We start from the raw sequence: 22477 nt of genomic DNA, 5'->3' as shown, positions 1-22477 counted from the left end.
TTTTAGCCTCTAATACTTTTGACATACTCCCTCAGCTTGCAATGAGTTGCTGGTAGGCAAATAACCGCGACTAATCCTAAGCTTGTCCACCAACCTAATGGATGCACAAACAATGCAGCGGCAAGTGCTGCCCACCAAAGTCCCGGCATATCATATACAGGATTGCCTACTGACCGGACTAAATATAAATGAATTACACCATAGCTTAAGAGCGCAACTATTTCAGCCCAACCATATCCCACTAAACCCAGATGTGGCACTAACAAAGCAGTAGCTCCAACAAACAATGTCACATGCACTAGGTGAAAAATCGTCACTTCCCAGTTTCGCTGTAGGACATATAAAGTTGAAGAGTGCATATTGAATAGGGCATTAGTCAAATTTCCTAGGGCAATAAACGGAAAGATAGCAATCACAGGCGACCATTGGTCACCAAACAGCAACGGCATTAAATAAGGTGCAACCCAGGCGAATGCAACGAGCAAGGGACCTAGGGCGAGGATTTGTAATCCCATACCTTCGGTTACAGCATTGAGGAGGCGATATTGATCTCCCTGGAATTTGGCTAAAGTAGCGATCGCTAACCGCCAAGTCGCTGCTTTGACAAAACCAAGTACTTCAACTAATCGGATGGCAATGGCGACAAATCCTACTGCTTCTGCTCCCGCAAAGCGTCCAACTAGTAAAGGATTGACTAGAGACCGTGCATACCAAATCCAGATTGAGGTGGAAAAGCCCAGACTATAAGCGAGCATCTGTTTAACTAAACTAGGATTCCAGTATAAGCGAGGGCTATATCTAGATGCCCAGTAGAGTAATCCTGTAGACTGAACCTGTTGAAACCACCAGCCCATGACAGGTGCCCAAACTCCCCATCCTTGAAAGGCCAGAGGTAATGCTATTAGATAGAAGATGATCTGATTTGCCAGTTCAATAAGAGCTACTTTTCTATAGTCTAAGTTTCGTTCCAACCGTGCGGCAGGAACTTGTCCCAGCAAGACTAGTGGCAGACCCAAAAACATAACTTGAGCGATCGCACTGAATCCTGGTAAGCGTACCCAGCTTTGGATTAGAGGAATACTTAAAAGAGAAATTCCCATTCCTCCTATTCCGAGTAGCAATAATAATGTAAATCCTTGATGGTAAATCTGTAGTTTTTCTTCCCCCTCATGCCGAACTAAATAAATTTCAATTCCTAACTGGCAAACGGTTTGAAGATACCAGAAAATACCAAATGTTGCAGCATAAAGACCATACTTTTCTGGCCCAATGAGGCGCGTGAGCAGCAAGACTCCGCCGAGGCTAATAACCATACCAATGCTTTGACGCAGGGCTAGGTATAAACCTCCACTCATGACCTTAGCCCTTAAACTCATGCCTTTCCTCCAAGAGAATAAAAGTTAAAAAATAACTGATCATCTGCTCACTCATTAAAGATTAGAGATTGTAGGAGATGGATTATTTCCTGAGTAATTTCCTCTACCTGCAATCAGGGATTGATAGATAGTAAGCAAAGTATTGTGATAGTTCTGAACACTGAGCGGAGCAACTTGTTGTCTAGCACTTTTGCCCATCGCTAATCTTAAAGACTCATCTTTGATCAAAATTTGCATGGCCTTTGTTATTTGCTCTATGTTGCCTGGATTGACCAAAATGCCATGCTTCTGGTGGGTAACAATCTCCGGAATTCCACCGACAGGCGTAGTAATTACTGGCAATTCCCAAGCCATTGCTTCTAACATAGCTACGGGTAGTCCTTCATTATAAGACGGGAGAATAAATACATCTGACTGACGTAAAAGTTGATCCCGCTCCTGAGTATTTATCCAACCTGGTATTCTGATGACATCTTGCAAGTTTAAGGTTTTTACCAAGTCACGGGCTTGTTCAACTTCACCATCCCCCGCTAATGTTAGCTCTGTACGTCTTCTCTCCTCTGGTGACAGATTGGCAAAAGCTCGAATCAAATCAAATGCACCTTTACGTTCACCAATTCGTCCCAGGAAAACAAACCGGATTTTCTCAACTCCCACGCGCAGGGGAACTTCCACTGGTAGCTCTACTGGATTATACAAAATACCAACTCTATATGTAGCTAAATTACAAGTAGAGATGTAATATTTATTCCAACTTTCCGATAGGGTAATTACATAAGCACAACGCTGAAAAATTGCTGATACCCAGCGTTTTGCATATGCAGGCAAACTGTCATAAAACAGATGGAATTCGCAGCCATGAGTATGCATAATTACAGGCTTACGAAATAAAAGTGATAGGAGTACTAGCAATACTTTTCGTAGCACACTCCCTTTCTCAGAGACGTGCATATGTACGATATCAATATCATTACTGATAAGTTTTCCTAGAAACTGAATTAATGCCTTTGCATAGACGTTGATTCTATGAAGAATAGTCCCTTCTTCATGAGTGCAAATGTGTTGAAAGTCTACTTTTTTAGAAGTTTGCTTGACAATTAAGCTCTCTACTGTCCCCATGCCACCTTGTTCATAGAGGCTAGGACCTAACATCACAACTTTAATCTTACTCATGGGATAACTGAAGTTGAAACTAAGTGGGTATGCTAAAGAAAAAATCGGGGTCTGGAAAAGAACGACCAACCATTGCTTGGCAATGTGAAATTTGCCAAGCTCGCAAAATTTTTAAGTAGCTAACAAGTATTTTTGAAAGTCTCTTGTGTACTAATGCTGACTCTCAACCAGTGATCTAAACATTAGTCATAAAACATCGGCAGTCAGAGTTAAACTATGTTTTTATTCACTCTTTTCTGTAGCTTTTATTTAGGGATTTGGTATGTTCTGCAGCCACAGAAGAAAGATGTCTTGAAGGTAACGAATTGTGAGGCACAAAATTTTGTCCCATCTGTTCTTTCGTGTAGTAAAAATAACTATCTGGCTCAAGCTTGGTATTCACGCCGTTAATTACCATACCCAAGACTTGTTGACCTGAATGCTTGAGAAAATCTTTAGCAGCATTAGCACTAGAGGAATTAACTACTCCAGGACGAACCACTAGTAAAATACCGTCAGCCAGTTTACCTAAAACCGCAGCATCAACTGTTCCTGCTAGGGCTGGGGCATCAAAAATTACAAAATCATAGTGTTTGGCAAAAGATCCGACTAGTGCAGCCATTCGCTGGGAATCGAGTAAGGCCACTGGGTTAGGGGGTAAAACTCCCGACGGAAGAACGTAGAGGTTGGGCATAACTTCTTGTATGGCTACATCAAGTCCAACTTGATCAACCATGACATTTGAGAGACCTACTGCATTGATCATTCCCCAGATATGATGCTGGACTGGATGACGCATATCTGCATCCACTAGCAGCACCCTACGGCCTAATTGAGCGATCGCCACAGCAAGATTTGCCGCTACCTGAGATTTACCTTCTTTGGCTACAGAACTAGTAACGACGATCGCTTTTAGCTCCTGATCTGAACTCAGAAACCTTAAGTTGGCTTGGAGCATTTGATAGGCATCACCAACAGGAAAGTGCGGAATATCTCTCCCAATCACACTGGGAATCGATTGTTCTACTCCAGGGCGCAAAGAATTATGTTTACCATTTCTGTTAACTGAAGGAATTACTCCTAATAAAGTGTATTGGAACAACTCCCTAGCTTCTTTAACCGTTTTAACTGAGCGATCAATCAGGTCTAAAGTGAAGGCCGCAATTATACCCAGCATTGCACCGACGACTCCGCCACCCACTAAAAGCATAGTTTTTTGGGAAGCAGCTGGTGCATCAGGAATCAAAGCTGGGGAAATCACACGAGCATTGCCAATATTTTGATTCTCTGCTACTTGCACCTCTTGCAGTCTCGACAATAGTGCTTCATAAGTTGTTTGAGATGCTTTTAGCTTTCGCTCAAGTTGCCTCTGGGTTTGTTCAAGTTTGGGTAAAGTATTTGCTCGTTGTTTGTAGATATTCCAGTTATGATATAGCGTGGTCGTTTGTTGAGCTAAACCAACCCGTTCTGCCTCCGCGTGAGCAAAATCTGCAATCAGACCTTCTCGCAGCTTTCCAACCTGTAAATTTCCTTGAGAAACTGGCTGACTGCTACCAACTCCTTCTTGTAACCGCTCTTTGAGTAGACCTTTAAGAACAGCTACTTTTGCTTCTAAGTTGATGATAGTAGGATGCGTTGGTTGCAAACGGGTTTGTTCAATCGCCAGCTGACTTTGCGCTTCTTGGAGTTGAGTCAATACCTGCTGGATTCCGGGTGTTTGACTTAAGGAGGCTAGGGAAACAGTTTCTTGTGAATTGATACTGGCCTGATTTTGTAACTTTTGTGCGCGTGCAGTGACTTCAACTAACCTTGCTTGAGTTTGATATATTTGTTCTTCTAAAGTAGAAATTTGCTTGACTGTTGTACTTGCTTCTTCTTGGAGGGAGATTATTTTATTTTCTTCTTTGAATTGACGCAGCGCGAATTCTGCTCTTCTCACAGATGATTCTGTTGCGGGCAGTTGTTGCAAAATAAATTTGCGAGCTGAGACTGCTTCGGCACGATTCGCCTCAATGTTATTACGGATGTAAGCCTCAATCACCTTGTTGACAACTTTCGCCGCCAACGTTGGGTTTTTGTCAGTGTAAGAGACTTGCAGTATATCCGTCCCTTTGGAACTTTCTACTTTCAGTTGTTTACTCAAGTCCCGAATTTTAACGGGTTTGCCTTGTTTATCTTTGAGTTTCAGCGCTGTAATGGTTTCTTGAAGAACTGGAACAGATGTAACTATCTTGGCTTGAGTATCTGATGGACTGTTTGTATTTACTAAAGATTCCACACGTCCTATCGTTTCTCCTAAACCTGTGAGTGAGGCGGTACGATTAGTCCGAATCAACAAACTTCCTTCCGCCTTATAAGAAGGTTTCAATGAAAATGCATACAAGGATACAAGCGTAACAACTACTCCAAAAATCCCCACCGCAGGTATCCAGCGTCGTTGCAAAATAAGTAGGTATTTTTGAAAATCTATCTCTTCAATATTGTTTGGGATCGGCTCCATAATGATTAATGCAAATGATGCATATATTAATAGTGTTGATGTTTTCTGTTAAAACTGGCTAACTTCTAAATTGGAACTCTACCCTACTGTTATAGTCAACTATCTGTGTTTTTCTAAGAGTAAATTCACCTACAGAATGCTTCCCTTCAGGCTTAGTTACTTCACCGGATTGTTGCTAAAAAGCTGGGAGTGCTACCAATACGTTGTCGGTGCGATCATGATTAACAAATAATTGCATTCAAATTCGTGTAGCCTATTTTCTTCAGTCTTGCTAATTTAAAGCTTACGGAAGACCAAAAAAACTGTGAATTGTTAAATTTCAACACGTTTAAGAATGGAAAAATTATTTAGATAAGTATTTAGTAGTGTCTTGATTAGCTGTATAAACTCTTTTGCTGTAGTTTACATAACTATCAACTGTGATACCTCAGACTAAGGAGCGCTATCAGCTACCTTCTACAAAAATATATTTATCTAGGCATTGCTGAGTGAAAGTATAAATTAGCCAGACGCAGAGAGAAGTTAGAGCGATCGCTATCCGGCGGAGAACCGTGGAATAAAACTTCTCATATCGGGGACACTCCACGTATGGTTGCTCTCCAGCCGCAAAGAACAAGAGTTTGAAATATTAAATTTTTAAGTTTCATACTCACATTCGGTGAGGCTTTCATTGAAATCACCTAGTAGATAAAGTTCTCTTGACCTGATAGCTATGGTTTTTACCTAGTGGAATCATCCCAGTCAGGACAAATATCTAGTTTCATGATACTAGTCCATATATTTTCATTACTAATATTTAGTATGACATCGATTCAATCCTCTTAGGATAAAACGCTAATGTGGTTTAGCATTACTCTTTACTATGCAGAAAGTGCATCGTATTTCTGAGTATACATCAGGCTATTTTGTTTTAGAGTTAATTGGATTGACTTTATAGTAAATTAATAATGAAAAATCTCTCCGTGCCTTCACTTAATTGGACTGAATTAAAAAACAAAGTATTTTATGCGGTCATCGATTGAAATGTCACTAGACAGGACGAAAAATATTGGAAGATTAATCTTAGCTTTACAGTGTTTCTATCAAGCAATTATAAAGCTAAACATAGGGTAATGTAGTAATAGTAGTTAGTATTAATTGTCACGCCATTTTTAGTAATCCAAGAGCTTCATAAAGAAAAATACATCCTCGTTTAGTTATTTTTTGGTAGTGGCTATATTTTTTATCACCCTTTCAGACTCAATTTATTTTGCGTAAAAAATAAAAAAGTATGTACAATAAGTAACCTAAGAATCTCAAAATTCGGGTTAAGTAAATAACCCTGCTTTTAATGCTTATGTATACTCAGATACCTAAAGGCTCAAATTCTGCGGATCAAAACTAAATAGAGATCATCTCCATTTGGGTTTCTATTTTCTGAAGGGATTTGGTTGAAGAGTAGATGAAGAGTATTGCATAGAGTCTATCCATAGCAGGGAGGATTTATCGGTGATGCAATTTGCAGGCGCAATAGCTTACAGCGCTTCCTGGTGTTATGAGGTACAGTTCTTTATCCCCAAGCCTGTAGTCCTCCTTTGGTGTCAACTTAAGCCACAGATGGCTTATTTGTTGGCTTTATCACCCGCCCTTCGACTCCGCTCAGGGCTAATAGCTAAAGTCTATTGAAGTAGACTCAATATTTGGGGGCGTATTTAGTCATCTTGAGATGACTTTTGCTATGAGACTCAGAATTCATTCTGAGGCGGGACATGGGTTTTACGTTAAGTTGACACCTACGAAAAGCGGTACGCCCCGACAATCCTATCTGTCGCGTTCTTTTTTCAAATTATTATTACTCCCAAATTTGAGGAATCAGAAAGGAAGTAGGGGTAAAAAATAATTACAGGGGTTCAAATAATCAAAACTACTTGAACCCCTGTAATATTACTGTTAATCGCTTCCCTAAAGATTGACTATGACTTTGGTTGATGCGTAGAAGCAACATGTAACTCTTTGAGCTGCTTTGTATCCACTCCTGAAGGTGCATCGGTCAATAGACAACGGGCTTGTTGTGTTTTTGGAAAAGCTATAACATCCCGAATGGATTCTTCCCCAGCTAGCAACATTACCAAACGATCTACACCGTAGGCAATGCCACCATGAGGTGGTGTACCATATTCAAATGCTTCCAAGAGAAAGCCGAATTTATTTTGTCCTTCTTCTGGAGACAAACCAATCGCTGCAAATACCTGCTCTTGAATTTCTCGTTGATAGATGCGCCGACTACCACCGCCAACTTCAAAGCCGTTGAACACTAAGTCATAAGCTTGGGCGCGTGCGGTTTTTAAATCGCTTAAGTCATCAGGATGAGGTGCTGTAAATGGGTGGTGCAGTGCTTCTAGGCGCTTTTCGTCAGCATTCCACTCAAACATCGGGAAATCTGTAATCCAGAGCAAGTTGATTTTTTCTGGATCAATTAACCCAAATTCCCTAGCTACAACTTGCCGTAATCTGTCTAAAGTTTTATTAACTGTAGCAGTATCACCAGCCCCAAACAGCAGCAAATGTCCGGCTTTTGCACCCGTGCGGCGTAAAATTTCCGCTTTTTGTTCGGCGCTGAGGTTGTCTTTAATTGCTCCGATGGTGTCAATTTCGCCATCTTCTCTGACGCGAATATAAGCTAAACCTCTAGCACCTGCTTCGCTGGCTTCTTTGAATAAGTCACCACCTGGTTTGATGCGGACATTAGAAATGGCTTCGTTACCATGTGGAATCGGGAGAATTTTGACGATACCACCGTTGGCTATAGCGTCACGAAAGACTTTGAAGCCGGAATCTTTTAAGACATCGGAAACGTTGACTAATTCTAAACCGTAGCGAGTATCTGGTTTATCGCTACCGTAACGTTCCATCGCTTCGGCGTAAGTAAGACGAGGGAAAGGATAGTTTAACTCAATACCTTTCACTGTTTTGAAGATATGAGCGACTAACTGCTCATTCAAGGCGATGATTTCTTCTTGGGACATGAAACTCATTTCCATGTCCAACTGAGTAAATTCTGGTTGTCTATCAGAACGCAAATCTTCATCGCGGAAGCAACGGGCGACCTGATAATATCGGTCTAAGCCGGATACCATCAGCAATTGTTTAAATAGCTGCGGTGATTGGGGTAAAGCATACCACTCACCAGGGTTGACGCGACTGGGTAGGATGTAATCCCGCGCTCCTTCTGGAGTGGAACGGGTGAGAATGGGAGTTTCTACTTCGATGAAACCTTCTACATCTTCTAGGTAGCGGCGGATGGCTTTGACGACTTGATGACGCAGTTGCAAGTTATGGGCCATGCGATCGCGTCGTAAATCCAAATAACGATACTTTAATCTTAAGTCTTCTCGGACTGTCTCGGTGTCTGCGGTGGAAACTTGGAAAGGTAATTGTTTGCGGACAGCATTTAGCAACTCAATTTTGTCCGCGTAGATTTCCACTTCGCCTGTGGGTAGGCGGGGATTGAGGGATTCTTCTGGGCGTTTTGTCACCCTACCCGTAATTTCAACGACGTATTCATTACGTAGGGCTTCGGCTTGTGCGTAGGAATCTGGGGTGCGTTGCGGATCGCTGACGATCTGGACAATGCCAGAGCGATCGCGTAAATCTAAAAATATCACACCTCCATGATCGCGGCGACGATCTACCCATCCGTAAAAGGTGACAGTTTCTCCAATATGTTTTTTTCGGAGTTCGCCGCAATAGTGAGTTCGCATAGGTGTTAATTTGTTTTTCTGGGCTAGATTGGCAAGTAAATGTCAAGGCTTTCCCATTATCTAGCATTAATAGTATCTAATAGAAAATAAGATAACATTATCTTGTCGCAAGTATTCATCATCAGTCGCCCAGAAACTCCATCCCCTCGACCAATTGGCATATTACTCTCAAAATGAGAGCATGAAGCTAGTTAATTTTTATTGATGAGCAAATGTGAGCAGACCACCAAAGACGAATGCATTTAATATCAATTTGTAACCTCCGCGTAGATATTGCTCAGTTTCCTGATGTCAAAAAGTGAATGGAGGACTGGTAGGCTACCGTCAAGAAAGCCGATTGGGGAAATCTCGCAGATGTTCGGAAAATTTACCGAGTTACTACTTGCGTTACGAGACGCTACGCATAGCGTGCTTCCCCGCAAGATGGCGACAAGCCGTTTTTTGTCTATGCACTCCAGCCAATCCCTATAAAATACAAAAACGCGCTGCAAATATTTTGTCAGCGCGTTTCAGTAGCAAAACATGGCTAATTAATTTAGCGACGGAATCTATTCGGATCGAGTTTGGGATTGGGGGTATTGTTATGGGGTTTTTTCACATTGCTGCTTTGGCTATTGGAACCGGAACGAATCGCCACACCATTCTTCAATCCGCTACCAGTACCGCCATCTCTGCGATCAAGGAAAGGTTGAAGATTTAGTCCGCGTCTAGATGTTGTCGATGAAGTTCCTAGGCTATTACCACTACCTAAAAGTGTGCGACTTAAATTAAATAGATCGTCATTTCCTCTACCGCGATTTGCATAGGTGTTGACAGCTAAAGTTTGTTGTCCGCTGTCGGCGGTAGTCAAGTTTTGGAATACGCTATTGCGGACTACAAAGGGGTCTTTACCACGGGGTACTGTCAGTACAATTCGACAGGTGGGGTTGGCTTCGGTGGTGACGCAGATAGTGTTCTCGTTATTTTCAACTGCTGTTTGTAGTTCTTGTAACCCATCTGGGCGATAGGTTTCTAAGCGATTAGCAATAGTTTGACAGCGCAGTTGTGAGTTCCAACCGCCACCCAAAGCTGCAGGTGTTGCCCAGGCAAAGTATTGACCAGGTTGACTTTGTGGCTGATACATGATGGTATACTGACCGTTGTAGGTTTGGCAGGAAAACCGAGCCACATTGTCGATAGGGGGTGAACCGGGAATGCCACCTGTAGATGTATCTATGGGGACTGTTGAGCCATTTGGTGGGATGGGTGAGCCACCTGTTGAGTCTGTGGGAACTACAACTTGGGCAAAGGTTGCGGAATTACCTAGGAATAAAGATAAGCCTAAAGTACTAAGAAATGCACAGCACAGCAGCTTTGATGACATAATCATCCTCCGGTGGAAATGGGGAAAAAATCTTGTTAGTCTAATTGACGTAAGTTTCGCTTTTTAGTTCATCAAGAACGCTGTTTTTTTTCTAGTTGTTCTTTTTTATCTTGGAGTAGCTGTTTTACCTTGTCTTTAATTTCTACATGACGCTCGACTCCCTCATAAGCGTAGCGGTTATAGCTACTACGGGAAATCAAATCTTCTAAAGAACTGACTCGTTCATTACCGCCTGGGTGAGATGATAACCAACTGGGAGGTGCATTTTTTTGTTGTTTTTCTAAAGTCACCATCAAGTTACGCAAGCCGTCAGCAGCGTAGCCACTGGCGACAATCAGGCGTGTACCGAGGGTATCGGCTTGGCGTTCCATGTCACGACTATAACTGAGGGCAAAAAGTTGACCAATGGTACCACCTAGTGGAAGATACTGGGTAACGTTGGAAATTAAGTTACCTTGGGTGACTAATTGAAAGCCGTGGGATAAAACTACGTGGGATAGTTCATGACCGATTAGTCCAGCTAATTCTGCTTCGGAATTGGTTTTAGCGATCGCACCTGCATTAATAAATATTTTCCCCCCAGGCAGCGCAAAAGCGTTAAGTTCTGCTTCGGGAATCACAAAGAACTCATATTTAAACTCATTACGTCCGGCTACCTTGGCTAGTTTCTGTCCAATTTCATTAACATAAGCCAAAACAGTTTCATCTTTAATGACATCTAACTGTTGTTTTGCTTGCTTGGCTACTGATTCCCCAATAGATGCTTCACCCTGGAGCAACAAAATGGTAGAATCAAGAGCGGAAAATGGGCCGAGTAAACTGCCAGTAACGGCATAACCTACAGCACCCGTAATAATATTTGCTAGAGCATTACCTCTAATTTCTTCTTGGATATAAGCTTTGTAACGGTCAAGATTTTCTGTAGCTAACTTGGTGAACTCAGGCGCTTGGGGATTTTGAGAGTTGAGAATGGCAAATTGACGCGCCGCCAAAGAAGCCTCCATCCATTTTTTCGACTCTCCCAGGGCAATGATTCTGGCTTTAATCAATTCTGGTTGGTCTGGATATAGAGAAGATGCACGTTCTAATACATCTAATGCTTCTTGGGTGCGATCGTATTTTTTTAGCGCCTCAGCAAAGCGGATATGTCCGGGAATAAATTCTGGATATTGATCCACCAACAATTGCAGAGGTACTAAAGTCCGAGTTTGTAACTTACTTGCTATCCCCGCCTCCGATTCCCGCCAGTATACCTTACCTGCTGGGGATAGTTGCGTTGGATCGGTTACCGCAGTTTTGCGCTGTTCAAGAGTATTATTTTTAGCAAATGGCTGTTTTACTTGGCGATAAATTTTTTCCGCCTCTGGGATTTGTCCCGCCAAATAAAGCCTATCCGCCTGGATCAGTTTTAGCTGACGGGTGATTTCTTGGGAACTGAGTGTTGGTTCTGCTGCGGCTTCTTCAGGTTTCGGTTGTGGCTGTTCAGTGCTAGGTGCAGGCGGCGCTTGTGCTGGAGTCGGTGCGGGTTGTGTCAGAATAATCAGAATCGATGTTCCGACTGACAACAATATCCAGTTACAGGCTAGTATGAGAGACTTCCAGGTGCGTTTCATACTGGGGTTCACTTATGCAAAAGGCTCTGTGTTCAATGTATTAGTAATCAAGCAAATGGTATAGAGCGATCGCTATATTTATTCTTGCTGATTTACTTACTCTATAATTTCATCAGGAATTGTAGACTTTAAGTTTTTCATAGTTTATGACCACCTTTCCCCAATTCATCCCGCAATCTGAGCCACCGCGTCCTCCGTGGGAAACTCTCCCAACGATGTATGATTTACCCAGTGACAACCCAGAGGAACCAGGTTTGCCGGACTATTTTCACTTTTTACAGCCCTTACTTTTATATTTGACTTTTCAGCCAACTAATTGGAATCCCGAACTAGTTTTCAGCGCGGCTGACTTGAATCTTTACTATGACTTGCAACATCCTTTATGGTACAAACGCCCAGATTGGTTTGGTGTGGTAGGAGTACCACAACTCTATAAAGGTGAGGATTTGCGTTTAAGTTATGTGACTTGGCAAGAGCCAGCAAATCCTTTTGTAGTAATTGAATTATTATCTCCTGGTACAGAAGATGAAGATTTAGGCAATAAACAAAATCCAACAGATAAACCTCCTAGTAAATGGGAAGTTTACGAACGAATTTTGCGAATTCCCTATTACATTGTTTTTAGTCGATATACGGATGAACTGAGAGCATTTCAGCTAGTGGGTGGGCATTATGAACCGATGACTTTTGCCAATGGACGCTTACTAATGCCAGAGTTGGGTTTAAGTTTGGGATTGTGGCAGGGATCATTTCGAGATATTGAAAGATTGTGGTTAAGGTGGTTCACTTTAACAGGCGAATTAATTGCTGAACCCACTGAGGAAGCTGCTGCTGCTACCGAACGAGCAATTATTGCTGAACAGGAAACTAGAGATGCTAAACAAGAGGCTGAACAAGCAAAAAGAAAAGCAGAACAATTAGCAGAACGTTTGCGTCAGTTAGGTGTGAATCTTGATGAGTTGGACGAATAAATGCGTTGTAGGAGATATTTTGCTCATCTCATCCGATTGATGTTGATATTCCCATCTTCCTACTCTGCGGGTTCTGCTTTGCCGTACGTACTTTTGCCGTCTTGTTAATTTTGCATCACCGCATCCAGTAGCAACCCAGCCCCATACCGGACTACATCTGTGCAGGGTAGTCCTGTTTCGGCTGTAGTTTGGGCGATCGCTGCTTGTGCCGCTGCTTCATCTAAATGCGCTGTATTCAAAGCTATACCCACCACGGGTACTGGTGCAAAACTACCGCCAGCGCTGGCGACGGTTTCATAAAGCTGGATTACTTTTGGCAAGGGTGGAATTGGTATATGGGGATTATTCCGGTTGTGAGTTTGCCCCGCCCGATGCACTAGCACTAATTGAGTTGGTTGGGAACCACGTATTAGCGGTAGGGTAGCTGTGGAACCAGGATGCAGCAGTGAACCTTGTCCTTCAATGTGCAGCATGTCGTAATTTCTGCCATAGCGCATCACCATTTGTTCCACAGCACCGGCAGCAAAATCTACCCGTACGGCATCTAGTGCTACACCATCACCTTCTAACATCACACCAGTTTGTCCTGTTGCCAGAAACTTAGAACGCCAGCCCCGCAATTTTGCTGCCCAATGTAGTTCTAAACTAGTTGACATTTTGCCAATAGCCATGTCGGTTCCCACCGTCAACACCCGCCGACAGGGTAAGCTGCGTGCCAAACCACTAGCAACATCTAAATTCGGTGGTTCTTTGCGTACATCCCAAATAAGTTGCCCTGGTTTTAGGAGGGCATTTAACTCATTTATAGTTGCCAATGGTGTGTGTAAACCATTTACCAGTGACATCCCTGCTTCTAAAGCATCTTTAATTTCGTGCCAGTAATTATCTGGTACAGCACCGCCTTTAGGCGCAATGCCAATTACCAAGACTTCTGGTTTATATTCCAGTGCTGCCGCTACCGATTCTACAATCGGTATATTCCGCTTGATACCTGTTAATTCCGTCAAGGATCTCCCGATAGCTTCATGATCGATGACGGCGACGATTTGGGCTTCACTGTAACGTAAAAGTGCTAACCCGGTTTTACCCTGAGCTCCACTAGTTCCTTCATGTAGCAGAATCGCTATTCGTTGATTAAGCGCCAGACGCACTATATTGCACCCCCAAGCCAGGTAAATCGTTTGGTAAAACTTTCCCCTCCTGTACCAATGCACCTGTAAAGGGGTCATCGATTAAGTTAAGGTGACTGTCTAAATCGAGATAATCAGCTAGTGGCGCTAGTTGTGCCGCTGCTGTATTGGCTAACGAACTGTCGGAATAGCAGCCGAACATTACTTGTAACCCATAGGCTCGTGCTGTATGTACCATCCGTATAGCTTCAGTTAAGCCCCCTGATTTCATTAGTTTAATATTAATGCCATCTGCGTAGTTTGCCAGATGGGGAATATCTGAGCTAGTGAAGCAACTTTCATCAACAAAAATTGGCAGGGGTGAATGCTCCCTGAGTTTTGCTAGATTTTTTTCCTGTCCCCGTGGTAATGGCTGTTCTACATACTTTATACCTAATTCAGCTAGCCAATTGCACATGGCGATCGCATCATCCAAACTCCAACCTCCATTAGCATCAACAAATAATTCTGTATCTGGTGCTGCTTCACGTACCGCTAATAGCATTTTCTGGTCGGCTGCGATACCATCCGGATTACCTAGCTTGACTTTCAAAAGGCGAACATCCATAAATTGCAACCAGTCCTGTGTTCTTGCTTTTGCTGCTGCTGGTGTACCAATGCCAATTGTCACCGATGTTGGGACAATCGCATGGCGATCGAGTCCCCAGATTTGCCATAGTGGTAATCCTACACGTTTACCTAGCCAATCATGCATCGCTATATCTAATGCCGCTCTCACAGATGAGGGTATTTGCTGTTTAATTAATACCTGCTCAACTTGTTGCCGCTGCAACGGACTGAATGCTTGGAGACTGGGCGCAATTTGCTGTAAAGCGCCTCTGATTATATCAGTGGATTGCGAATGATTACCTACACCAAATGGCGACGCTTCTCCCCAGCCTTCAATGCCATCCTGTAAAATCCTCACCCATACATTTGTTGTCTGCGCCGTTGTGCCACGACTAATAGTCAAGGGAAATCTTTTGTTAACTGTAAATAGATTTACTTCCACTTGCATAGTTCTGAATCAATCTTTGGCGAGGGCAAAAAACAGTGTAAGTGGAAATTTTAGATCCTTTGAAGTATCTGTTATACTTTTTTACATTCGGATTTTGTGACTAATTTTTTTCTCCCTATGACATTTACAAATTTATCTAAAAACAACTTAAAAAAATGGACTATTTTGAGTTCAAAAATGGTCTTAGAACATCCCTGGTGTCAGGTAAGACAAGACAAAATAGAATTACCGAATGGTAAAATTATAGATGATTTTTTTGTCAATATCAAACCTGAAGTAGCGATAATTTTACCAATCACTCATACAAGAGAAGTGGTTTTTGTCCGGCAATACAGACATGCGGTAGGAGATTTTTTCATAGAACTCCCAGCCGGGAATTTCGACCCATCCCAAGAAAGTGCAGAATCAGCCGCAATGCGAGAATTACAGGAAGAGACTGGCTATATTGCCCAACAAGTCAAGAAAATTGCCACCTTACACGATAAGCCTAGCAAAGATACTAACAAAATACATTTATTTTTGGCAGAAAATATCATCCAAACTGGCGAGAAAAACTTTGATATTACGGAAGATATTGAAGTTATCTTAATTCCTGTAGAAACCGTATTGGATAAAGTTGCTCAAGGTGAAATTTCCGTAGCAGGGACTGTTGCGGCTTTATTCTTAGGTTTAAAGTTTATCAGCGATTAATCATATTTGTAATAACAAGAATTCCAGATGAAGGGCAGGTTAGTGTAACAATAGTTGGCGAGGTTCGCCAAATTAGTGGTGATGTCATCCGCTCATCCGGTAGAAGTGCTAATCACGCAACATTAACGGGTTTAAACCCGGAGCAAGTTAGCTAACTTCTGATATCATGTCAGGCAAATTGCTGATGATATGTCATTGCGAGTGCAACGAAGCAATCACAAGGACTCTGCGATTGCTTCTCGGCGAGACGCTCCGCGAACACTTCGTACCCTTTGGGAATGCTTCGCCTATATAGGAATCCGGTTTGATTATTGAAAAAATTCCGTACAATTTAATCTTAAGTGTAGGGTGGGCATTGCCCACCACATCCGGGTTTTGGTGGGCATTGCCCAACGCCACTCCTCTCAACGCGGGAAACCCGCGCACGAGGGTGGCTCCCCTACATATATTTCAGAAATCAAATATGAGTCCTATATACAGTTTCACTTGTAGCGAATTATCTTGCCCATTGCTGTAAAATGTAAGCGTAAAAAGCATCTTTATCTACCTGATCCATAGCATAAATTTTCCTACCATTAGGGACTACTTGAGTGCGTCCTTGACTAGTGCCAGTAGTAATAATTTCCGTTTCCCACTCGCGTAATTGATAGAATTCTGGGCGTCCTAGATAAGCAGTCGCTAAGACATCCCAAAAATAATAATCCTGGGGGATAACCAGTGCATAACATTGTCCCGCCAAATCAGAGATAGGATAGTGACGTTGTTGCCCCATTTTTCTCACTAAATCTGATGTGACTGGCACATTATTAGTTAAATCCAGAGGACACATAATGATTTCAATCTGCGTATCCCATACCTCCGCCGCTGAAACCGCGTCCCAATAAACATTCCATTCGGCGGAACCATCTTGTCCCGGTTCCCAATTTTTTTCTACGTTACCAGGGACATTTAATGCACCCCCCATCCAAACAATTTTTTGAATCTTCGCTGCAATGTCTGGGGCTTTTTCTAATGCAACTGCTACTGTTGTCAAAGGCCCAGTTACCATCAGCGTCACTGGTTCAGATGCTTCGCGCAACATCTTCACCATAAAATCTTGACCTGTTTCGGTAACTAGAGGTGTATTAATTGTTTCGCTTTGATTGAGAATGGGTAAGTGGTCAACAATAAATGAATCACGGCGATAAAGATAAGGGAAGGGATTGATCCCTCGCACTGTGCTTTCGGCAACTGGGATATGAGAAAATCCCATCAAGTCTAATATTTTACGTGTGGCACTGACTGCTGGTTGCACATAACAATCAGCTGGAGTAACGACAATACCGAGAAGTTCAATATGAGCGATCGTCAACAGCAGCATAGTTGCTAGATAATCATCTACACCACCATCGTGATCCATTAAAACAAATTGTTTTGACATACAAGGAGCGTTAAATATATGGATGAGTTTATGCAAACTGCCATTCAAGAAGCCAAACAAGGTAGACAAGAAGGTGGAATTCCCATTGGTTCGGTTCTTGTCAAAGATGGGAAGGTTCTTGGCAAAGGACATAATAAGCGTGTGCAAGACGGTGATCCTATTACCCACGCTGAAATCGATTGTCTCCGCAATGCTGGTAGAGTTGGTAGCTACAGAGGCACAACACTCTATTCAACCTTAATGCCGTGCTATTTGTGTGCTGGGGCGGTTGTACAATTTGGGATCAAAAAAGTCATTGTTGGAGAATCAAGGACTTTTCCTGGTGCTAAAGATTTTATGGTATCTCACGGTGTAGAAGTAATTGATCTGGGACTTGATGAATGCGAACAGATCATGAGTGAGTTTATTGAGACTAATCCGGAACTTTGGAATGAGGATATTGGGAAGTAGAAAAGGCGTGGGAATAGGGGAATTAGGAGTCAGAATACGGGAGTTGGGGTTAAAAATAAGTAGACCTCTTGCAAAAGTCCTAATTTTCGCGTTCTTCTTTGCGCCTTTGCGCCTTTGCGCCTTTGCGTGAGCTTTTTACAATATTGCTCAACAACACCAAAATATTTATGCAAGAGGTCTAGTGTTATTTCATCCTCCAGACTTCATCCTTCATCCTTGATTACGCCTTGTTCCCGGAGAAATGCATCAAAAGCTGACTTATGGGGTAAAGAAGTTTGTGCGCCTGGTTTTGTAGCGGCTAAGGCGCCAGCTGCTGCACCCCAAACAACTGCTTGATGTAGAGAAAGTCCTTGATCAAGGGCTGCGGCTAAACCACCATTAAAAGCGTCGCCAGCAGCGACTGTGTCAACAGCATGGACGGGGAATGGGGGGATAAAAAAAGTTTCTTTAGCGATCGCACAGACAACTCCTTTAGCGCCCAGTTTAACGATCGCACATTTCACGCCCCGCTGCAATAAAACCGCTGCCGCTTTTTTTGCTGACTCTTCCCCATCTACGGAAAAACCCACCAACTGTCCCGCTTCCACTTCATTCGGCGTAATGATATCTACTAATGGATAAAGTTCATCTGGCACATGAGATTGTGCCGGCGCAGGGTCGAGAATCACTTGCACACCTGCTTGATGTGCAGCTTTAGCAGCAGCCACCACAGCAGCAATGGGAATTTCAAATTGTAAAAGCAATGCGCTGCTATTCGGTAATAAATCAGACAATCGCTCTACGTCTTCTTGATTGACACGCCCATTAGCACCAGGAACGACAATAATTTGATTTTCACCTTTGTCATCGACAGCGATCATCGCCACTCCAGAACTGGCAGTTTCGTCGATAGAAACATTCTCCGTCTCCACGCCAGAGTTAAACAGATTGTAAATTAATTCTGTCCCAAAACTATCTGTACCTACACGCCCTACCATATGAGTGGGAATTCCCAACCGTGCTACTGCTACAGCTTGATTTGCACCTTTCCCACCTGGAACTTGAACAAAGTTATGCCCTAATAGTGTTTCTCCTGCAACTGGTAAGCGGGGTACAGTAGCAACTAAGTCTATATTGATGCTGCCGAAGACGATAATGGTCATGATGCTGATTTTTTGGCTAATGGGGATTGAGTAAAAATTCCAAAATATAGTACAATTGTATTATTAAACTGCTGTACGCGTTCCAGAGTAAATCCCTCAACTCGTCACTGGGGGATTTTTATTTGGGGTCTCACTAATTTCTTGATATCTTAGTAGAAAACCTCAGGTTAAGTCCTATGGTGGCGACAACAGCGGCTGGTTCCCAAGGAGTTATACTGCCAAACATTAGTTGGCAAACCTTTGAAACAATTCTGGCAGAAATGGGGGATAATCGGGTCACGCGACTGGCTTATGACCACGGAACGCTGGAAATTATGACACCCTTAATGCCTCATGAGCATAATAAACGTCTCATAGAGAAACTGATTGATAATCTAGCCGAAGAACTCAATCTCAACCTGAAAAGCACAGGTTCAGTAACTTGTAAGCGTCCAGATTTGCTGCGGGGAGTGGAACCAGATTCGAGTTTTTATATCCAGAATGAACCCGTGATGCGAAATAAGCAAAATCTTGACTTGACGCAAGATCCACCACCAGATTTAGTGATTGAGGTAGACTACACCAGCGCTTCTGTTGACAGACTTCCTATTTATCTCGCCTTGGGTGTCCCAGAAGTGTGGCGCTATGACGAACTTACCATGCAGATTTATCACTTGAGTGAAGGTGTATATGTTCCCTGCAATGTTTCACCGACTTTTGCTAATCTCCCTCTAACGACCGAAATTCCTCATTTTCTAGCAGAAAGTCTCAAAAATGGCGAAATTCCTATGATTCGCTCATTTCGTGCTTGGGTAAAACAGCAATTAGAGAATTGACAGGCGATCGCCAAAACGATATACATATCAAAGTGCATACTACGCCAGCTTTCATCTTATGCCTAGTGTTGAACTCGACGAAAACCGAGAGCATCGCATTAAAACAGAAATAATTGTTGATGCTGAAGACAAAGAAGAACGAGCTATGGGTTGGTACGACTACCTCGACGACACCCTAAATTTTCCCTTTTTGGCTAATTGGACAAAGAAGTCACGCAAAACACCATCATCACCTCAGACAAAAAAAGTCGAAGTGCTGGGAATGGCACCAGATGATGAGTGTTTAAAAGATATGGTTGTAGAAGTTGTCTATCCAGATGGTAAAGATGAAGATGTTTTTACGGCCAAGTTATCAGAAATAGAAGCTATTGATACTGATGACGAAACCCTAGAAGCACTAGCAGACTGGCAATATTGGCTGGCTAGAGGATACAAATTCTAAGATAAATGCCGGATAATGCGGCAGGGATTGCCTGCGGCGATCGCATTTTCGGGTATATCTTTGGTAACTACACTCCCAGCACCGATAGTAGTGTTATTACCGATTGTGACACCAGGGCAAATAACGACATTGCCACCAATCCAAACATTATCCCCAATCTTAATTGGGGATGCGAGTTCTTGACCAGTCAGACGAATTTCTGGTTCTGTAGGGTGGTAGGCTGTGTAAATCTGCACACAAGGGCCACACAAAACATTGTCACCGATATGAACTATGTTACAATCTAAAATTACACAGCCATAGTTTATATATAATTTGTTGCCAGCATAAATATTATCACCATAATCGCAGTGAAATGGCGGGACGATTGTGGCTTTTTTGCCTATTTTGCCAAACAATTCTCGTAGAATTTCTTGTCGCTGTTCCTGCTGTTCTATGGTTGTAGAATTGTATGTGCCTAAAAGACGACTGGCGCGCTTGCTATCTTCTACTAATTCCGGATCATCGGCAAGATATAACTCCCCAGCCAGCATCTTTTGCTTTTCTGTTTTTTTCATTACAGGATTTTTCAGTTGCATTCACACAATCAAATAGTATATAGGTTATTGGGAAATGGAAGATGTGGAGAATAAATCTTGATAACTCCTAGTTTAGGAAAATATGCCATAACGAGCTTTTCCCTGTCTTTTAGCACGGTACATAGCAATATCCGCATCCCGCAATAGATTTTGTGGTTCTTCATAATCACGTCCACTCAAAGCAATCCCAATACTGGCTGTAGGAAATACTTGATGTCCATTCAAATTAAGTGGTAATCCTAGAGTCTCTTGGATGCGTTTGGCGACATTAGTAGCGTCGGTTACGTCTTTAATATCTTCTAATAATAGGGCAAACTCATCGCCACCAAATCGTGCTACGGTATCACCACTGCGTAAACTTAACTCTAAACGTCGGGCGATCGCTACTAAGAAATCATCCCCAATTCCATGCCCAAAGCGATCGTTAATCCCCTTAAAGCCATCTAAATCTAAAAACAAAACTGCGTAGCGATAATCATTACGTCGCTTACTCCGTTCGATAGTTTGCCTTAACCGATCAAGAAATAAAACTCGATTAGGCAACCCAGTCAAAGTATCGTAACATGCATGGCGGAGCAGCTCCGCTTCTGTCTGCTTACGTTGAGTAATGTCTTGAAAAACTAAAACTGCACCACTAATACTACCATCAGCATCACGGATAGGGGCAACGCAATCGCCAATAGGTATTTTCTTACCATCTTTGCTAATCAGCGTACAGTTATCCGGTAGATTCAAAACCCGGCCAGTTTTTATTGCTTGTGTGGCTAAATTCTCCATCACTTCATCTAAATCTTTATCAACTAAGCTGACAACATCTGCTAAATCTTTACCGTATGCTTCATTTTGTTTCCAGCCTGTGAGTGTTTCTGCAATTGGATTCATCATTTGGATACAGCCACTAGCCGATGTCACCACTACAGCACAGCCCATACTGTGAATAATTGATGCTAACCGCTGTTTTTCAGCCTGCACTTTCTGTGTAATTTTGTGCTTATAGAGAGCCATCTCTATGGCAAATTTTAAGTCTCTTTCAGCACATGGTTTAAGCACGTAACTAAAAGGCTCGCTTAGTCGCTTTTTGTGTAGTCTTATATCTTCTGAATATTCAGTTAGGTATAAAACTGGGATGTGGAAATGATTCTGGATAATATCTACTACATGTATACCATTAATTTCCCCAGCCAAGCAGATATCAATTAATACTAAATGTGGATTAGTTTCTGCTATTGTTTTGATAGCATTCTCACCAGAATCAGTAGTTTCTGACACCGAATACCCCAAATTCTGTAAACTATTTCTTATATCTGATGATAGGACTTTTTCATCCTCAACAACTAGGATTTTTTGGGCGAACATATTAGACTAAGCCGTTTGCGAAGGTTCAGATTTTGTTTTCAGTCTCAACTTGCTCTGACAATCAATAATCTTATGATAAACAATCTCTAAACTAACTAGTGTAGTTGATTGACTAAAATGCTGAATAATCATCAATCATCAATGTTTTTTATTTGCTGATGAGGTTAATATCCAGTTAATAACGCAAGACACAAATTGAAAATGTAAATTGCCATACAATTGTGAGCAATCAAGATATACTTTATAAGAATTTTGCAATCTTTATTGAGAATAAGCACAAGCAATTGCGGAATTCACGTAAAAATTGAAAGTGATTTGTATGTTAATAAAATCACATAAAAATTGGGTGTGTAGAAATGTAATAAAATCTATCTAAGCGTTTGCAAGCATCCCACAAAATTCATTGCCAGTACGGCTGTATTTTTAATACATTTTTTACTGAATGAATGTAATAGCATCAATGTCTTTAATGATTTAAAGCTATTTAAATAAATCAAAACTTAACTGTTGATTTCGTATAAAAATACACGCCATAACTAAGATAGTTTATAAGATAAAAGTGATGCACCACTTTATATCCATAGATAAAATCAATATTCAGCTATAAGTATAAAATTTGTTTCAAGTTAGAGATTTTGTAGTGGATGTGCTGATAAAAAAGGGGATAAGGGAAAAATTCCTG

General features: G+C 42.0%; 17 protein-coding genes. 5 read left to right on the top strand and 12 right to left on the bottom strand.

All coding sequences use genetic code 11. The features are described from left to right. Positions 1–2 precede the first annotated feature (2 nt). The 6 genes from CAL7507_RS10780 to CAL7507_RS10755 form a co-directional block, all read right to left on the bottom strand. Complete coding sequence (locus CAL7507_RS10780; RefSeq protein ID WP_201447883.1) at positions 3–1355, bottom strand: oligosaccharide flippase family protein; 1353 nt, start codon at positions 1353–1355, stop codon at positions 3–5. 75 nt (positions 1356–1430) lie between these two features. Beyond that, positions 1431–2549: a glycosyltransferase family 4 protein gene (locus tag CAL7507_RS10775; protein WP_015128505.1), complete on the bottom strand. Its 1119-nt coding sequence runs from the start codon at positions 2547–2549 to the stop codon at positions 1431–1433. Positions 2550–2775: 226 nt separating this feature from the next. Next, the gene (locus CAL7507_RS10770) at positions 2776–5028 is read right to left on the bottom strand and encodes a polysaccharide biosynthesis tyrosine autokinase (protein ID WP_015128504.1); all 2253 of its coding nucleotides are present in this window, start codon (positions 5026–5028) and stop codon (positions 2776–2778) included. A gap of 1952 nt (positions 5029–6980) precedes the next feature. Beyond that, complete coding sequence (aspS, locus tag CAL7507_RS10765; protein WP_015128503.1) at positions 6981–8768, bottom strand: aspartate--tRNA ligase; 1788 nt, start codon at positions 8766–8768, stop codon at positions 6981–6983. A gap of 535 nt (positions 8769–9303) precedes the next feature. After that, positions 9304–10131 carry a COP23 domain-containing protein gene (locus CAL7507_RS10760; RefSeq protein ID WP_015128502.1) on the bottom strand — a complete coding sequence of 276 codons (828 nt, stop codon included), beginning with the start codon at positions 10129–10131 and terminating at the stop codon, positions 9304–9306. Between the two features lie 71 nt (positions 10132–10202). Further along, on the bottom strand, positions 10203–11744 hold the full coding sequence (locus CAL7507_RS10755; protein ID WP_015128501.1) for a M48 family metallopeptidase: 1542 nt from the start codon (positions 11742–11744) through the stop codon (positions 10203–10205). 146 nt (positions 11745–11890) lie between these two features. Here CAL7507_RS10755 and CAL7507_RS10750 point away from each other — a divergent pair, with 146 nt between their 5' ends. Next, on the top strand, positions 11891–12715 hold the full coding sequence (locus CAL7507_RS10750; RefSeq protein ID WP_015128500.1) for a Uma2 family endonuclease: 825 nt from the start codon (positions 11891–11893) through the stop codon (positions 12713–12715). A gap of 104 nt (positions 12716–12819) precedes the next feature. On the opposite strand, the gene CAL7507_RS10745 is transcribed toward CAL7507_RS10750, so the two are convergent. Together CAL7507_RS10745 and CAL7507_RS10740 are read right to left on the bottom strand one after the other, a co-directional pair. Then, positions 12820–13866 (bottom strand): DUF1611 domain-containing protein, encoded by a 1047-nt coding sequence (locus CAL7507_RS10745; protein WP_015128499.1) that lies wholly within the window; start codon positions 13864–13866, stop codon positions 12820–12822. Next, positions 13850–14902 (bottom strand): dipeptide epimerase, encoded by a 1053-nt coding sequence (locus tag CAL7507_RS10740; RefSeq protein ID WP_015128498.1) that lies wholly within the window; start codon positions 14900–14902, stop codon positions 13850–13852. The genes CAL7507_RS10745 and CAL7507_RS10740 overlap by 17 nt, the downstream gene beginning before the upstream one ends. A gap of 177 nt (positions 14903–15079) precedes the next feature. Here CAL7507_RS10740 and CAL7507_RS10735 point away from each other — a divergent pair, with 177 nt between their 5' ends. Continuing rightward, positions 15080–15592, top strand: a complete 513-nt coding sequence (locus CAL7507_RS10735) for an NUDIX hydrolase (protein ID WP_201447882.1) — start codon at positions 15080–15082, stop codon at positions 15590–15592. A 496-nt stretch (positions 15593–16088) separates the two neighbouring features. Here the strand turns inward: CAL7507_RS10735 and CAL7507_RS10730 are convergent, their stop codons facing one another. After that, entirely contained in the window at positions 16089–17012 is a 924-nt protein-coding gene (locus tag CAL7507_RS10730; protein WP_015128496.1) for a nucleoside hydrolase, read from the bottom strand. 18 nt (positions 17013–17030) lie between these two features. On the opposite strand from CAL7507_RS10730, the gene CAL7507_RS10725 reads away from it, so the two are divergent. Then, the gene (locus CAL7507_RS10725) at positions 17031–17462 is read left to right on the top strand and encodes a nucleoside deaminase (protein ID WP_015128495.1); all 432 of its coding nucleotides are present in this window, start codon (positions 17031–17033) and stop codon (positions 17460–17462) included. Positions 17463–17665: 203 nt separating this feature from the next. Here the strand turns inward: CAL7507_RS10725 and rbsK are convergent, their stop codons facing one another. After that, complete coding sequence (rbsK, locus tag CAL7507_RS10720) at positions 17666–18604, bottom strand: ribokinase (RefSeq protein WP_015128494.1); 939 nt, start codon at positions 18602–18604, stop codon at positions 17666–17668. 176 nt (positions 18605–18780) lie between these two features. Between rbsK and CAL7507_RS10715 the strand changes: the two genes are divergently transcribed. Further along, a complete protein-coding gene (locus tag CAL7507_RS10715) occupies positions 18781–19419 on the top strand; it encodes a Uma2 family endonuclease (RefSeq protein WP_015128493.1) in 639 nt (212 codons plus the stop codon). A gap of 58 nt (positions 19420–19477) precedes the next feature. Next, a complete protein-coding gene (locus tag CAL7507_RS10710) occupies positions 19478–19861 on the top strand; it encodes a calcium-binding protein (RefSeq protein ID WP_015128492.1) in 384 nt (127 codons plus the stop codon). Here the strand turns inward: CAL7507_RS10710 and CAL7507_RS10705 are convergent. Both CAL7507_RS10705 and CAL7507_RS10700 read right to left on the bottom strand, forming a co-directional pair. Next, entirely contained in the window at positions 19858–20418 is a 561-nt protein-coding gene (locus CAL7507_RS10705; RefSeq protein ID WP_042342051.1) for a sugar O-acetyltransferase, read from the bottom strand. The genes CAL7507_RS10710 and CAL7507_RS10705 overlap by 4 nt on opposite strands. A 93-nt stretch (positions 20419–20511) precedes the next feature. Further along, on the bottom strand, positions 20512–21795 hold the full coding sequence (locus CAL7507_RS10700; protein ID WP_015128490.1) for a diguanylate cyclase domain-containing protein: 1284 nt from the start codon (positions 21793–21795) through the stop codon (positions 20512–20514). Between the last annotated feature and the right edge of the window lie 682 nt (positions 21796–22477).

Origin of the sequence: Calothrix sp. PCC 7507 (genome assembly GCF_000316575.1) — a bacterium.
Taxonomy (GTDB): Bacteria; Cyanobacteriota; Cyanobacteriia; order Cyanobacteriales; family Nostocaceae; genus Fortiea.
The sequence above is the reverse complement of the archived record's forward strand: the minus strand, read 5'-3'. Positions and strand labels throughout refer to the sequence as shown.

What these genes read in the sequence shown, in the direction of transcription:
- CAL7507_RS10780 (WP_201447883.1), bottom strand. Translation starts at nt 1,355, where the DNA reads ATGAGTGGAGGTTTATACCTAGCCCTGCGTCAAAGCATTGGTATGGTT.
- CAL7507_RS10775 (WP_015128505.1), bottom strand. Translation starts at nt 2,549, where the DNA reads ATGAGTAAGATTAAAGTTGTGATGTTAGGTCCTAGCCTCTATGAACAA.
- CAL7507_RS10770 (WP_015128504.1), bottom strand. Translation starts at nt 5,028, where the DNA reads ATGGAGCCGATCCCAAACAATATTGAAGAGATAGATTTTCAAAAATAC.
- aspS (WP_015128503.1), bottom strand. Translation starts at nt 8,768, where the DNA reads ATGCGAACTCACTATTGCGGCGAACTCCGAAAAAAACATATTGGAGAA.
- CAL7507_RS10760 (WP_015128502.1), bottom strand. Translation starts at nt 10,131, where the DNA reads ATGTCATCAAAGCTGCTGTGCTGTGCATTTCTTAGTACTTTAGGCTTA.
- CAL7507_RS10755 (WP_015128501.1), bottom strand. Translation starts at nt 11,744, where the DNA reads ATGAAACGCACCTGGAAGTCTCTCATACTAGCCTGTAACTGGATATTG.
- CAL7507_RS10750 (WP_015128500.1), top strand. Translation starts at nt 11,891, where the DNA reads ATGACCACCTTTCCCCAATTCATCCCGCAATCTGAGCCACCGCGTCCT.
- CAL7507_RS10740 (WP_015128498.1), bottom strand. Translation starts at nt 14,902, where the DNA reads ATGCAAGTGGAAGTAAATCTATTTACAGTTAACAAAAGATTTCCCTTG.
- CAL7507_RS10735 (WP_201447882.1), top strand. Translation starts at nt 15,080, where the DNA reads ATGGTCTTAGAACATCCCTGGTGTCAGGTAAGACAAGACAAAATAGAA.
- CAL7507_RS10730 (WP_015128496.1), bottom strand. Translation starts at nt 17,012, where the DNA reads ATGTCAAAACAATTTGTTTTAATGGATCACGATGGTGGTGTAGATGAT.
- CAL7507_RS10725 (WP_015128495.1), top strand. Translation starts at nt 17,031, where the DNA reads ATGGATGAGTTTATGCAAACTGCCATTCAAGAAGCCAAACAAGGTAGA.
- rbsK (WP_015128494.1), bottom strand. Translation starts at nt 18,604, where the DNA reads ATGACCATTATCGTCTTCGGCAGCATCAATATAGACTTAGTTGCTACT.
- CAL7507_RS10715 (WP_015128493.1), top strand. Translation starts at nt 18,781, where the DNA reads ATGGTGGCGACAACAGCGGCTGGTTCCCAAGGAGTTATACTGCCAAAC.
- CAL7507_RS10710 (WP_015128492.1), top strand. Translation starts at nt 19,478, where the DNA reads ATGCCTAGTGTTGAACTCGACGAAAACCGAGAGCATCGCATTAAAACA.
- CAL7507_RS10705 (WP_042342051.1), bottom strand. Translation starts at nt 20,418, where the DNA reads ATGAAAAAAACAGAAAAGCAAAAGATGCTGGCTGGGGAGTTATATCTT.
- CAL7507_RS10700 (WP_015128490.1), bottom strand. Translation starts at nt 21,795, where the DNA reads ATGTTCGCCCAAAAAATCCTAGTTGTTGAGGATGAAAAAGTCCTATCA.